This window comes from Halomicrobium sp. HArcel3 (genome assembly GCF_058933135.1).
In genome coordinates this window covers 231,959-244,245 of sequence record NZ_JBZYDN010000005.1, presented here as the reverse complement: position 1 = coordinate 244,245, position 12,287 = coordinate 231,959, and the positions used below count along the sequence as shown (strand labels likewise).

General features: G+C 66.5%; 14 protein-coding genes. 8 read left to right on the top strand and 6 right to left on the bottom strand.

Annotation, left to right across the window (positions count from 1 at the left end; genetic code table 11):
- Window positions 1-553: 553 nt before the first annotated feature.
- The 5 genes from AC5FRV_RS14705 to AC5FRV_RS14685 all read left to right on the top strand — a co-directional run bounded on the left by AC5FRV_RS14705 (window position 554) and on the right by AC5FRV_RS14685 (window position 3,608).
- On the top strand, window positions 554-1,198 hold the full coding sequence (locus AC5FRV_RS14705; RefSeq protein WP_493561836.1) for an Era-like GTP-binding protein: 645 nt from the start codon (window positions 554-556) through the stop codon (window positions 1,196-1,198).
- Between the two features lie 3 nt (window positions 1,199-1,201).
- Window positions 1,202-1,585, top strand: a complete 384-nt coding sequence (locus tag AC5FRV_RS14700; RefSeq protein WP_493561835.1) for a DUF2073 domain-containing protein — start codon at window positions 1,202-1,204, stop codon at window positions 1,583-1,585.
- Window positions 1,585-2,349: an OapC/ArvC family zinc-ribbon domain-containing protein gene (locus tag AC5FRV_RS14695; RefSeq protein WP_493561834.1), complete on the top strand. Its 765-nt coding sequence runs from the start codon at window positions 1,585-1,587 to the stop codon at window positions 2,347-2,349. The genes AC5FRV_RS14700 and AC5FRV_RS14695 overlap by 1 nt, the downstream gene beginning before the upstream one ends.
- A gap of 75 nt (window positions 2,350-2,424) precedes the next feature.
- Entirely contained in the window at window positions 2,425-2,733 is a 309-nt protein-coding gene (locus AC5FRV_RS14690; protein ID WP_493561833.1) for a hypothetical protein, read from the top strand.
- A gap of 422 nt (window positions 2,734-3,155) precedes the next feature.
- Window positions 3,156-3,608, top strand: a complete 453-nt coding sequence (locus tag AC5FRV_RS14685) for a hypothetical protein (protein ID WP_493561832.1) — start codon at window positions 3,156-3,158, stop codon at window positions 3,606-3,608.
- A gap of 53 nt (window positions 3,609-3,661) precedes the next feature.
- Here the strand turns inward: AC5FRV_RS14685 and mdh are convergent, their stop codons facing one another.
- Together mdh and AC5FRV_RS14675 are read right to left on the bottom strand one after the other, a co-directional pair.
- Window positions 3,662-4,579, bottom strand: coding sequence for a malate dehydrogenase (gene mdh / locus AC5FRV_RS14680; protein ID WP_493561831.1), 918 nt, complete (start codon window positions 4,577-4,579; stop codon window positions 3,662-3,664).
- Window positions 4,580-4,688: 109 nt separating this feature from the next.
- Complete coding sequence (locus tag AC5FRV_RS14675) at window positions 4,689-4,934, bottom strand: hypothetical protein (protein ID WP_493561830.1); 246 nt, start codon at window positions 4,932-4,934, stop codon at window positions 4,689-4,691.
- Between the two features lie 75 nt (window positions 4,935-5,009).
- Between AC5FRV_RS14675 and AC5FRV_RS14670 the strand changes: the two genes are divergently transcribed.
- Window positions 5,010-5,789 (top strand): Sjogren's syndrome/scleroderma autoantigen 1 family protein, encoded by a 780-nt coding sequence (locus tag AC5FRV_RS14670; RefSeq protein ID WP_493561829.1) that lies wholly within the window; start codon window positions 5,010-5,012, stop codon window positions 5,787-5,789.
- A gap of 67 nt (window positions 5,790-5,856) precedes the next feature.
- On the opposite strand, the gene AC5FRV_RS14665 is transcribed toward AC5FRV_RS14670, so the two are convergent.
- From AC5FRV_RS14665 to AC5FRV_RS14655, 3 genes are all read right to left on the bottom strand, one after another.
- On the bottom strand, window positions 5,857-6,414 hold the full coding sequence (locus AC5FRV_RS14665; protein ID WP_493561828.1) for a peroxiredoxin family protein: 558 nt from the start codon (window positions 6,412-6,414) through the stop codon (window positions 5,857-5,859).
- 63 nt (window positions 6,415-6,477) lie between these two features.
- Window positions 6,478-9,072, bottom strand: coding sequence for a DEAD/DEAH box helicase (locus tag AC5FRV_RS14660; RefSeq protein ID WP_493561827.1), 2,595 nt, complete (start codon window positions 9,070-9,072; stop codon window positions 6,478-6,480).
- 639 nt (window positions 9,073-9,711) lie between these two features.
- Window positions 9,712-9,849, bottom strand: coding sequence for a hypothetical protein (locus tag AC5FRV_RS14655; protein ID WP_493561826.1), 138 nt, complete (start codon window positions 9,847-9,849; stop codon window positions 9,712-9,714).
- A gap of 99 nt (window positions 9,850-9,948) precedes the next feature.
- Here AC5FRV_RS14655 and AC5FRV_RS14650 point away from each other — a divergent pair, with 99 nt between their 5' ends.
- Window positions 9,949-10,428, top strand: coding sequence for a cation:proton antiporter regulatory subunit (locus AC5FRV_RS14650; RefSeq protein WP_493561825.1), 480 nt, complete (start codon window positions 9,949-9,951; stop codon window positions 10,426-10,428).
- Entirely contained in the window at window positions 10,428-11,630 is a 1,203-nt protein-coding gene (locus tag AC5FRV_RS14645) for a cation:proton antiporter (RefSeq protein ID WP_493561824.1), read from the top strand. The genes AC5FRV_RS14650 and AC5FRV_RS14645 overlap by 1 nt, the downstream gene beginning before the upstream one ends.
- Before the next feature lie 13 nt (window positions 11,631-11,643).
- Here AC5FRV_RS14645 and AC5FRV_RS14640 read toward each other — a convergent pair whose 3' ends face one another.
- A complete protein-coding gene (locus tag AC5FRV_RS14640; protein WP_493561823.1) occupies window positions 11,644-12,222 on the bottom strand; it encodes a dolichol kinase in 579 nt (192 codons plus the stop codon).
- Window positions 12,223-12,287: the final 65 nt, after the last annotated feature.

The following is a 12,287-nucleotide window of genomic DNA, read 5'->3' as shown; positions in this document are numbered from 1 at the left end:
GTTGTCTCGTTCCTGTCCCGAATGCGGGACGAACGATTCCTCGAGATCTCGCTTCGATACCGAGGAGAGGCGTCAGTCGTTCCCCGTCGCGGCTCGCTCCGTCACACCCTCGTTTCCACACTCCTCACACCCTCGTTTCCACACTCCTCACACCCTCGTTTCTGGACCACCCTCACCTCCCATTTTCATTGCATCTCTCATTTCCACAGCGCCCCCCGTTTCCACAGCATCCCCCGTTTCAACAGCGCTCTTCCCTGTCCACTCTCACATCACGTTCCTGCTCGTGGTATCTGTTCCCCAGCTGAAAGCAAACGAACGGAAACTAACGAGTCGTTCAGCCTCCATGGCGATCAGACGTCATCTTTCTTGGGACGAGTTCCTGACAGGAAAATACTCCTATCCCGCGAGAACGGCCGGTAGGGCGGGAATCAGAGCAGTCCGCGATCGGCGATAGAATAAGAATTGTTACAGTTGTCTGACGTAGGCTTAAGTGAGTACGACTGTGTACAACGCTTACACCACCGAATACGCACGTTCGGCGGGAGGATAGAGGATGGGACTGCTAACAAACCTCAGAGACAGTATATCACGGGCTGCATCGAGCCTGTTCTCGGAAGAGGACCCCAAGCGTATCGGCATCTACGGCCCGCCGAACGCTGGGAAAACGACCCTGGCCAATCGCATCGCTCGCGACTGGACCGGCGACGCCGTCGGTCCGGAGAGCCACGTTCCCCACGAGACCCGGCGCGCCCGCCGGAAGGAGGACGTGGAGATCGAACGGGACGGCAAGACCGTCACTATCGACATCGTCGACACGCCCGGCGTGACGACGAAGGTCGACTACGAGGAGTTCCTCGACCACGATATGGAGAAAGACGACGCCGTGCGTCGCTCCCGCGAGGCCACGGAAGGCGTCGCCGAAGCGATGCACTGGCTCCGCGAGGACGTCGACGGCGTCATCTACGTGCTCGACTCCTCGACGGATCCCTTCACGCAGGTCAACACGATGCTCATCGGTATCATCGAGAGCCAGGACCTCCCGGTCCTGATTCTCGCGAACAAGACGGACCTCGACGACTCGAGCGTCCAGCGCATCTCGAACGCGTTCCCCCAGCACGAGACGATTCCGCTCTCGGCGCTGGAAGGCGACAACATGGACGAGGTCTACGACAAGATCGCGGAGTACTTCGGAGGATAGCAGATGGCAGAAATGAAATCAAAAGAGGGCGTCCAGATCGACCTCATCAGCGGCGAACGCATGGACGGACTGACCTCCATGGAGAAGATCCGGATGATCCTCGACGGCGTCCGCGACGGCAACATCGTGGTCCTCGAGGAGGGACTCTCGCCCGACGAGGAGTCCCGGCTCATCGAGGTCACGATGACGGAGATCAGCCCCGACGAGTTCAACGGCATCGAGATCGAGACCTACCCCAAATCTAGCTCCTCGAAGAGCGGCATCTTCGAGCGGCTGATGGGATCGGACGAGTCGACGAAGAAACTGACCGTCATCGGCCCGGCCAACCAGATCGAGACGTTGCACAAGGACGAAACCCTCATCAGCGCGCTCGTCTCCCGGAAATAATGCCACACCAGTGTACGGACTGTTCGCGCGTGTTCGACGACGGGTCCAAGGAGATGCTCTCGGGCTGTCCGAACTGCGGCGGCAACAAGTTCCAGTTCAAACCCGCGGGCTCGGACGCGTCCGTCGACACGACCGCTGAACCACCGGAGCCCGCGGATCCACCGGACCCGGCGGGTTCGTCGTCCGTGGCCCGCACGGTCGGCAAGACCGCCGCCACCGTCCGTGACCTGATGGGCAGTTCCGACGACGAGGAGCCGTCGGTGGGGGCGCCCGACTCGGGCCCTCTCGGCGGGGACGACGGCGTTCCGACCACGCAAGAGGACACCGCCCAGGCCAGCGCCCGGAGCGACATCGTCTCGCCCGACGAACTCCCCTCCGGGACCACCGGCGACACGGAACACCGGTTCCAGCCCGTCCGGACCGACGACGAATCCGACGATGGCGCTGCGGCCTCGACGACCACCGAGCGCGAATCCGCGGCCGAGGCATCGGTGCCCGCCGGCCAGGCCGGCCAGGCCGCCACCGCTTCCAGTCCGTCGGCAGCCGAGGAACCAGCCGACGACCAGTCGACAGAATCCCGCGACAGGCCTGACCTCGAAGAGCTACGGGCCGAACTGAACGACCAGTTCGAGAGCATCAAGGTGCTCAGCCCCGGCCAGTACGAGCTTAACCTGATGGAGCTGTACGACCGCGAGGAGTACATCGTCGCGCTCCAGGAGGACGGCCGCTACTCGATTCAGGTCCCCGAGAACTTCCGGGACTGACGATTCGACACCCCCGTTTCGTGTGCGCCGCCGACGCCAATTTTTATTCGAGACACTTGCGAAACGGAATCCGTAGTGGCCCTCCACCTCTCACGGATCGACTCCGATAGTACGCGGTCGGCGCTCCGTTTCGGTGTACTCTATGGGGTAATCGGCGGCATCGTGCTGACGACGCAGGCGATCCAGGACCCGGTTGCGACGTTCACGGAATCGCCAGTCGGGACGAGTATTGTGTATCTCTTCCCGATCGTTCTCTTGACCAAAATTGCGAGCCTCGTCGGGTACGCGTGGGCGGAGTATCGGCTCGTGACGCCCATCGTCGTACTCGCGGCCCTATCCTTCCAGATCGTGCAACCGCAGTCGGCGTCGCTCGGGAGCCCGTAAGTGCGAAATCTCTTCGCGCTGTTGTTCGCGCTCGGGGTGATGACTGCCCTCGGCGTCGCCGAGTACGTACTCCGGGCTATAACGGGAACGTATCCGACAGTTACTGATCGATAACGGGTCGTCACCTCGCCCGCCGGCCCTACCCCTGCGGGCACAATCGTTATATTCGATCCATTCGTTCGACACAACCACCATGCACCGAGAGCCACGACATCTCGAAGAGTGGGCCGCGCTCCTCGGTGACGACCTCGCCGACGACCTGCTGGACCGCGACGACGCGGACCGGCTGGTCTCCGACGACGGCGCTGGCTGATCCGGAGGCTCGGTTGCCGGTTCGCGTTGGCTATTGCCGCCGATTAGGCGGGTTTCGAACGTTGCCTCCGCACCGGAAGGATTGTTACATCGCCGGTTAGTCACGAATTATGGACGCGAGAGAGGCGAGTAGCGGGGCCCAGCTTACAGTGGCCGGATTCGGGGCCGTCGCGCTCGTCGTCGCCGTCGGACTCTTCTGGCTCGTCGGGATCGATTCGGGTCCGGAGAGTCACACGGCCGGGTTCGCAGTCGCGCTCGCCGCCCTCGTCGGCTGGCTCGGGTTGCTCGTCACCGGTATCGGTTTGCGTATTCCGGCCGGTGAGCGGTGGGGGATCGCGTTCTCTCGGGGACAGCGGTACTGCTTTCTCACATCGACGATCGGCACGCTCGGGATCGTCGTCGTTCCAGTCGTCAGTCTGGTGATGGGCCTGGACTCCGCTCGAATTCCGTACTACGGTGCTATGGGGTCACTGGCTCTCGGAGTCGGTGCGCTGGCGCTCGGTGTGCTGTGGCGCGCCGGCGAAGCGATCGCGCGACGATATGACGTCCAGTCGTTCAGATAAAATCGACGGCTCGGCCGTTCGTGCGACGACCGATCGACGCCCTCGCAACGTCTTCAGCTGATCTTCTCGTACTGTTCGGCGAGCTTGTCGGCCGCCTCGGACATCAGCTCCTCCTCGTAGTCGTCGAGTTCCCAGTCGACGACTTCCTCGACGCCGTTCGAGCCGAGCTTGACGGGGACGCCGAAGGCGGTGTCCTCGTGGCCGTACTCGCCGTCGAGGACGACCGAGCCGGGGAGCACCTCGCCCGTGTCGCGAACGACGGCCTCGACCATGTGCGCGACGCCGGTCGCGGGGCCCCACTCGGTGGCGCCCTTGCGCTCGATGACGTTCATCGCCGACTCCTGGAGGTCCTCGAGGATCTCCTCGCGCTCGTCCTGGTCGAACTCGGGGTCGGCGCCGTCGATACGGACCTTCGAGAAGACGGGGACCTGGGCGTCGCCGTGCTCGCCGAGGATGGTCGCCTCGACGTTCTGCACGGGGACGTCGAAGCGTTCGGAGAGGACGTAGCGGAAGCGGGCCGAGTCCAGACGGCCGCCGAAGCCGATGACCTGTTCGCGCGAGCGGTCGCCCGTCTCGTAGAGGTGGCGGTTGAGCAGGTCGACGGGGTTCGACGTGGTGATGGTGACGTAGTCGCCGTCGTTGTGCTCGGCGATGGACGAACCGATGTCGTCCATGATGGGGGCGTTGTCGCCCGCCAGGTCGATGCGGGTCTGGCCGGGCTGGCGCGGGATGCCAGCCGTGATGACCACGACGTCGGAGCCGGCGGTGTCCTCGTAGGTGCCCTGCCTGACCGTCGTGTTGGAGTCGTAGGCGACCCCGTGGTTGGCGTCCGCGGCCTGTCCGACGGTCACGTCCTCCTGGTCCGGGATGTCGACGTAGACGAGCTCGTCCGCGATGTCGCGCAGGGCGATGTTGTACCCCGCGGCGGCACCGACGGTTCCCGCCGCGCCGACGACTGTTACCTTCGTCATAACGTGTCACATGGCGCCCGGACGGACGAAAAGGCTGTCGGAGTGTCACCACCTCGCACGGCCGCTGGCGGGGTTCGCTCCGTCCGCGAGTGGGTCGCGACCAGCTGGCCTACTCTTCGCCTTCGTACTGGTCGTGGGCGACGCCGAACAGGAACCCGGAGAGGAAGAGCAGTTCGTTCCCGACGTAGTAGGCCGCGAGGACGCCGTCGACGACGTTCGTCACGGCCGCCGGGGCGGCCAGTCCGAGGACCGCGAGGACGAGCGCGACGACCGCAGCGAGGCCGGCGAGCCACAGGGTGACCCGCCCGGAGACGTAGCCGACGAGGAAGACGACGACGGCGCCGACGAGTGACATGGCCGGTCCTACGACGGACGGGCCGATGAACCTTCTCCCGCAAACCCTTTTCTCCCGCGCGGCCACACGTTTCGTATGAGCGACTTCGACAAGGAAGCCGAACGCGAGAAGTTACGCGAGAAGTACGAGCAGGACGAGGAGCGGCGGAAGACGACCGAACAGATGAGCGAACTCCTCCTGAAGGGCGCGACGATGACCAACGCCCACTGCGGGGACTGCGGCGACCCGATCTTCCGCTACGACGGCCAGGAGTTCTGTCCGACCTGCCAGAAGCCGGTCGACCGCGGCGACGGCGGTGGGTCCGCGGGCGAGGAGGCTGCCGAGGAGGGCGCTGCGGAGACGGCCGAATCGGGCGACCGTCCCGCGGCGAACGGCGAGGCCCGACCCGACAACATCGAGGTGACCAGTCCGAGCGACGACGCCACCGTCCAGTTCGGGAGCGACGAGGCGACCGAATCGAACCGACCGGGAGCCGACCGGTCGGCCGCGGATCAGGCGCGCGAGGCCATCGCGGATCAGTCTGCAGACGAACCGCAGGAGGCTCCCGGTCAGGACCGCGGCGCTGACGAGACCGTCCAGCAGGTCCCGTCGGCCGCCCCTTCGGCGTCAGCGAACACCGACCAGGGGCCGTCGAGGCCGGGGTCGCAGTCGGTCGACGTCGGCGTGGACGAACCGACCGGGACGCCGTCGAGCGACGCCGTCGGTCAGCACCTCGGCCAGGCACAGGTCGTCCTCGCCCAGACCGTCGAGCGCCACGCGCGGCTCGCGGCGGCGGCGGAGACGCCACGCCAGACCCGCGAGCACCTCGAAACCGCGCGCGAGGCGGCCGAGACGCTCGAGGCGACTGGGTACTAGCGATTCGACGGGAGCCGACGCACCGACGGCGGTCCGGGACCGCGGTCGGTCGGCGTCGTCACCGGCTTCAGAAACCGTCGCCGGCCGCTTCCGCGTCCGGACCGGTGCCGACCGGGTCGACGACGCTGTCGGTCGCGTGGTCGTCGATGGCCGCGAGCACGGCGTCCACCGCGGACGCGTCGCTCGCCCTGTCGGTCTGGACCGTCCGGGCGAACCGGAGCTGGTCGCCGTCGGACTCGAACAGCACCGACCCGGGACACTCCGGGAGGAGCCGCTGGAACGGCTCGAACGCGTCGAACGCGTTGCCGTCGTCTGCCACCGATTTCGGATCGGTGAGCAGGCCGAACGGCAGGTCGTATCGCCGCTGCCAGACAGACGCCCGTTCCGGGCAGTCCGGCAGGACGGGCACGACGGCCGTCGAACGGCCGGCGAGCTCCTCGTAGGCAGCGGCCAGCGACTGCACGAGCTGGCGGGACCGCGGACAGTAGTGATCACGTAACAGTACGGCGACGACGTAGTCGTGACTCCCCGCCAGTTCCGTCGCCGTACGCGTTTCTCCACCCGCACCTGTATCCGGCAGTGCGAATTCGAACGATTCCCCCACTTGATACGTCGGTGTACTCACACCTGACCCCCGATATTTGTCTATACTGAACGACCATTAAACTTGCCACAACAGTAGCCTAATTTACCTTTCGTAGCCGCTAGCGACGACTTCGCGGATGCGCGTGGCGGTCACCTCGCCGACGCCGTCGACGTCCATCAGGTCGTCCTCGCCGGCAGTCATCACCGCCTCGACGTTGCCGAAGTGGTCGAGCAGCGTCCGGGCGGTGACCGGGCCGACCTCCGCGACGGAGGAGACGACGTACTCCTGTTGTTCGGGGAGCGTCCGGGACTGCTTCTCGCCGTGGACGTCGACCTCCCGGTCACCGGTCTCCTGCTCGCGGCGGGCGATGGTCTCCAGCAGGTCCGCGGTCTCCGTCTCGTCGGTCGTCCGGAGGATGCTCGCGCCGAAGTCGACGGCCAGCGAGGCCAGCGCCCCCTGGATGGCCTTGTGATGGACGTTGCGCGCCCCGTAGAGGTCCCCGCCCTCGATGACGACGACCGGCCGGGCGTAGTTGCGGGCGGCGTCACCGACCTGCTCGAACATCGAGCGGTCCCCGCCCGTGAGCGTGTCGAGGAAGTCGCTGACGGTCTTCCGTTCGACCGAGACCCTGTCGGAGAGGATGTAGTCGCCGACGGCCAGCGTCTCGAGCCTGGTCTCGATCCCGTCCCGCGTCGAGAGGTCTCGCGCGATGGTCGAGTCGAGTTCGCGCTGGTCGGCGACGATCTCGACCGACTCCTCGCCGTCGGCGTGTGGTTCGGGGTAGGTCCCTTCCGCCGCTGCCTCGTCAGCACCGTCAGCCTCGCCACCGACGTCCGGCGCGTTCGACTCCGCCGCCCGGTCGGTCCCGGCGAACGCGTCGAGGCCGGCCTGCCCGTCGCCCTCCTTCGAGCCGCCGTTCGCCATCCCCTTTCCTTCGTCTGCGTCCCGGCCTGTATGGGTGTCGATAGGGCGTTCTGGAGCATCATCGGTTCCACCTGAAACGGTGGCATTTTCGTCGTCAGTAGGGCCCTCCTTACTACCGCCATCGGCCCCGTCACTGCTCCCTTCGGCCGCGGACTCGTCTCCATCGCTCTGGGATTCGTATTCGTCCAGCCCGGCCTGGTCGTCGACGAGTTCCGACTTGATCTCGTCGGCGGCGGACTTCAGGTCCCGGAGCTCGCGTTCCATCCGTTTCTCGTCCTGTCGGGACTTCCAGAAGTACGCCTCGTCGCGGGTGTCCTCGGCCAGCAGGACGTGGACCTTGCCCGACGTCTGGCGCCCGGTCCGCCCCTTGCGCTGGATGGAGCGGATGGCGGTCGGGACGGGTTCGTAGAACAGGACGAGGTCGACTTCGGGGACGTCCAGACCCTCTTCGGCGACGGAGGTCGACACCAGGACCTCGAACTCGCCGGCGCGGAACCGGTCGAGGGTCTCCTGTTGCTCGGTCTGGGTCATCCCCTCGCTGCCGTCGGTGTCGCTCTGGCCGACGAACTTCTGGACCGCGAAGTGGTTCGAGAGGAACTCGACGAGCGTCTCGGCGGTGTCGCGGGACTCGGTGAAGACGATGACGCGCTCGCCGTTCTCGATGCCCAGCGTCTGGGCCAGCAGCATGCGCGTCTGGCGGAACTTCGGGTGCAGGTCGTCGTAGGAGTCGGCCTTCCGCATCGCCTCCTTGACCTTCGGCTCGCTGACGAGTCGCTGGTCGGCCTTCGACGCACCGGACGAGCGGGCGGCCTCGCGCTGGCGGTCGAAGTAGCGGTTCAGCGCCTCGACGCTCTGGGTCTCGACGTAGGTGACCGCGGTCCGGAGTTTGCGGATCTCGGCCAGCAGGCTCATCCCGCTGTACCCCTCGGACTGGTCGTTGTCCATCAACTTCCGGAGCTCCGCCTGCATCCCCTGGATGTCGCGCTCGGAGACGTCCGGCGAGGTCGAGGAGGCGACGCCCAGTTCCTTCAGCTTGGTCAGGCGGTCCCTGACGACCTCGTTGATCGCGTCGCGGATCTCGATGACCTCGTCGGGGAGCTGGACCCGCTCCCACTGGACGTCGGTGTCGTGAGTGAACTCGTCGACGTCGGCGTCGGCCTCGGTCATCACCGTCACCTCGTTCAGCCCGAGGTTCTCACAGACCTCCAGGATCTCCTCCTCGTCGCCGCCGGGCGAGGCGGACATCCCGGTGACGAGCGGGTCGTCGGCGTCGGCGTGGTAGCGCTCGGCGATGTAGTTGTAGGCGTAGTCTCCCGAGGCCCGGTGGCACTCGTCGAAGGTGCAGTGGACGACGTTTTCCAGGGAGATGCGGTTCCCAACCAGGTCGTTCTCGACGACCTGCGGCGTCGCGATGACGACGCGGGCGTCCTCCCAGAGGTCGGCCCGCGAGTCCGGCCGGACGTCGCCGGTGAAGACGACGATTTCGTCGTCGGGAATCGTCAGCGCCTCGCGGTAGAACTCGGCGTGTTGCTGGACGAGCGGCTTGGTCGGGGCGAGCAGGAGCGACTTCCAGGCGGCGTCTTCGAGTCGCTCCGCGGTCACCCGCAGGCTCACGGTCGTCTTGCCCAGTCCGGTCGGGAGACAGACGAGGGTGTGGTCGCGCAGCGCCGCCTCGGCCAGTTCGGTCTGGTAGCGGCGCTTCTCGAGCATCTCCGGCGTGATGCGCGGGTGCTCGACGTACTCGCCCTCGTACTCGGCGTCGGACTGGGCCATCCGGTCGGTCGTTCGCCCTCTCTCAGTTTAAGGGTTCGCGTAGCGTGGCGGAAGTGAAGCTATGGGGACGGGTTCCGCTCGAATCATTGGGTGTGAGAGTTGAATGGATAACTCTCGGTCGAGTTGGTGAAACGAACAGCGACAACAACAACCAGAAAGCCCTCGGCGCACTCCGGTCCCGCGGACCCGCTGCGCGCCGTGGGTGCTTGCGGGTCCGGGGTTCCCGGAGTCCGCCTCGCCCTTTCAGTCCACCAGGCACGGCACCGCAGCCCTGCCCTTGACCTGGTCGCGAGAGCCTCACTTTCGCTCGGCTACTCGCTCCCGGCCGGACGGTTACGGAGCGGTCAGGAAGCGTGATTCGGCGCGTCCGCGCCGAATCCGGGGAGGAGTGGGGAGTCAATCGCGAGCGCGTTTCATCGCGCGAGCGTCACGGTTTCCCTGGAGGAATGAAAGGGCGAGGACCGATCGCCGACGGCTGACGACGCAAGCACCGAACGGAGTGAGGCGCGCAGCGAGTCACCCGAGGCGACCGGGCTGAGGGCTTTCGACGTGTTGTCGTCTCCAGTCGCGTCGATAACTCGAACTCCCATAGGATACCTCTACACACTGTAACTAGCAACCACACCTCACCAACGACACCTACTCGTCGTCCTCGTACACCTTCTCGGCCAGTCGCTCGGCGACGAACAGCTGTGGGCTCCGCCGGATCGCGTACCCGATTATAACGACGAGCAGGAGAAGACTGACGGCGGCACCGACGAGCACCTCGACGAGCATACGCACCGAGTCGTGATTCGCGGGCTTAAGCTTGCTGGGGCCGGTGGGACCGCTGGAGGGACCTCGTCGCTTAATAACGGGCGGTACGAACCTCGAAACGTGACTATCTACGAGACGGAGGTCCCCGGGGTCGGACACAAGTTCGAACTCGAAATCGACGGGGACGAGCGCCTGGTGGTGATCATCCACCACGACGGAAAGCGGGACGTCTACAGACGGCCGGACCCGGACGCCGACAGCGAACAGCTCTTCTCGCTGACCGGCAAGCAGGCCCGCCAGCTCGGCTCCATTCTGGAGGGGGCGTACTTCCAGCCGGTGGAACTCGACGAGGTGGAGGTGCCGCTGGGGGAGGCGATCATCGAGTGGACCGAGGTCGGGGCGGACGCACCGGTCGTCGGCCAGAGCATCGCCGACTGCGACATCCGCAGCCGGACCGGGGTGTCCGTGATGGCGATCCAGCGGGGCGAGGAGACGATCCCCAATCCCGGTCCCGACGCGACCATCGAGACCGGCGACGTGCTCGTCACCCTGGGCTCGCGCGAGGAGCACTCGGCCCTGTCGGACTTGGTCGAGGACTGATGGCGGCGTCACTCGTCGAGATCGGGATCGCCCTGGCAGCGGTCGCGCTCGCCGGCCTGGCTGCCAACCGCGTCGGCCTGTCGGTGATCCCCGCCTACATCGTCGCCGGCATCTTCGTCGGTCCGGAGTGGCCCACGGAGGTGCTGGGCGTCTCGCTCCAGCTCGTCGCGTACGGCGAGTTCATCGCGGTCGCCGCCGAACTCGGCATCGTCTTCCTGCTCTTCTTCCTCGGGCTGGAGTTCAGCGTCGGCCAGCTGCTGGCCGACCGGAAGCGGATCACCAAGGCGGGTTCCGTGGACTTCCTGCTGAACTTCGGCGCCGGCGTCGCCCTGGGCGTCCTCTTCGGTCGGACGCCCCTGGAGACGCTGCTGATCGCCGGCGTCGTCTACATCTCCTCGTCGGCCGTCGTCACGAAGTCGATCATCGACCGGGGCTGGGTCGCGAACCCGGAGGCCGAACCGATCCTCGGGACGCTCGTCTTCGAGGACATCGTCATCGCGGTGTACCTCGCCCTCGTCGCGGCGCTGCTCACCGGCTCGGGTGACCTGGCCGGCGCAGCGATGGACGTCGCCCGGGCCTTCGCCTTCCTCGGGGCCATTGCCGCCGTGGCCTGGTACGGAACCGACTACGTCGAGCGGGCCTTCGACCTGCCCAACGACGAACTGTTCCTGTTGCACGTGCTCGGCGCGACGACGCTCGTCGCCGGCGCGGCGCTCGCGACGGGCGTCAGCGAGGCCGTCGCCGCCTTCTTCGTCGGGACCGCGTTCAGCCAGACGCCCCACACCGAGCGCATCGAGGACGTCGTCGCCCCGGTCCGGGATCTTTTCGCCGCCGTCTTCTTCTTCGCCATCGGGCTGACGACGGACGTCACCGTGCTGGCCGGCGTCGCCGCCCTGCTCGCGGTCGCCGTCGTCCTCACCACCGGAACCAAACTCGTCAGCGGTACCATCGGTGGCCGCGTCTACGACCTCTCGCCCACCAGGTCGCTCCGGACCGGTATCGGCCTCGTTCCGCGAGCGGAGTTCTCGCTGGTCATCGCGACGCTTGCCGCAGGCGCGGGCGGTACCCTCGCGGACGTCGTCCCGGCGTTCACCGTCGGCTACGTCCTCGCGATGAGCGTCCTCGGCACCGTCATGATCCAGCACGCAGACCGGCTGACGGACTCACTCGCGCCGCTCGTGGCCGACGTGACCGGCGAGTGACGGCGGGTCGCGCTCAGACGACCGACGGGAGATACCGGATCCCCGTCGCGATCGCGACGGCCGCCGCCAGCGGGATGGTGAGGTTGTCGTCGATGACGTAGCCCGCGACGACGGGTTTGAGCCCGTCGGCGGCCGTCGCGGCCAGCGCGCCCAGCACCGCGGGCACGGTCGGGACACCCAGCCCCGCCGCGATGAGCAGACAGACGCCGAACATCGTCAGCAGGACGTAGGCCTGCTTGGCGGTCCGCAGTTCGCCAGAGCCCAGCAGGCCGCTGATCGGGTCACCGATGGTGAGCATCAGGATGGCCGGGATGGCGACTGACTGGTCGAAGGCGACGGCGACGACGCCCATGCTGATCAGCGCCAGCGCGTAGCCCGCCAGGTTGTCCTGTTCGTACTCTCTGGTCAGGCGGTCGTAGACGACCCAGTCGAGGCCGACGTACAGACGAACGATTTCGAGCAGGACGGCGACGACCGCACCGGCGACGAGCACCCCCTGGACGAGTTCCCACCGGGAGGGGTCGACGACGGCGATGAGCGGGACCAGGGTGCCGCTGGCGTGGACCAGCCGACGCTTCAGTTCCTCGGCCATCGTCTCATAGTGGTGGTTGTAACCATTTTCGTCGGGTAGACGCTATCGAGTGTGTCTCAGGGCTG

Coding starts and splice junctions, on each gene's coding strand:
- AC5FRV_RS14645 (WP_493561824.1), top strand. CDS start 10,428: ATGGCGGCGTCACTCGTCGAGATCGGGATCGCCCTGGCAGCGGTCGCG.
- AC5FRV_RS14705 (WP_493561836.1), top strand. CDS start 554: ATGGGACTGCTAACAAACCTCAGAGACAGTATATCACGGGCTGCATCG.
- AC5FRV_RS14685 (WP_493561832.1), top strand. CDS start 3,156: ATGGACGCGAGAGAGGCGAGTAGCGGGGCCCAGCTTACAGTGGCCGGA.
- AC5FRV_RS14655 (WP_493561826.1), bottom strand. CDS start 9,849: ATGCTCGTCGAGGTGCTCGTCGGTGCCGCCGTCAGTCTTCTCCTGCTC.
- AC5FRV_RS14660 (WP_493561827.1), bottom strand. CDS start 9,072: ATGGCCCAGTCCGACGCCGAGTACGAGGGCGAGTACGTCGAGCACCCG.
- AC5FRV_RS14675 (WP_493561830.1), bottom strand. CDS start 4,934: ATGTCACTCGTCGGCGCCGTCGTCGTCTTCCTCGTCGGCTACGTCTCC.
- AC5FRV_RS14640 (WP_493561823.1), bottom strand. CDS start 12,222: ATGGCCGAGGAACTGAAGCGTCGGCTGGTCCACGCCAGCGGCACCCTG.
- AC5FRV_RS14695 (WP_493561834.1), top strand. CDS start 1,585: ATGCCACACCAGTGTACGGACTGTTCGCGCGTGTTCGACGACGGGTCC.
- AC5FRV_RS14700 (WP_493561835.1), top strand. CDS start 1,202: ATGGCAGAAATGAAATCAAAAGAGGGCGTCCAGATCGACCTCATCAGC.
- AC5FRV_RS14670 (WP_493561829.1), top strand. CDS start 5,010: ATGAGCGACTTCGACAAGGAAGCCGAACGCGAGAAGTTACGCGAGAAG.
- mdh (WP_493561831.1), bottom strand. CDS start 4,579: ATGACGAAGGTAACAGTCGTCGGCGCGGCGGGAACCGTCGGTGCCGCC.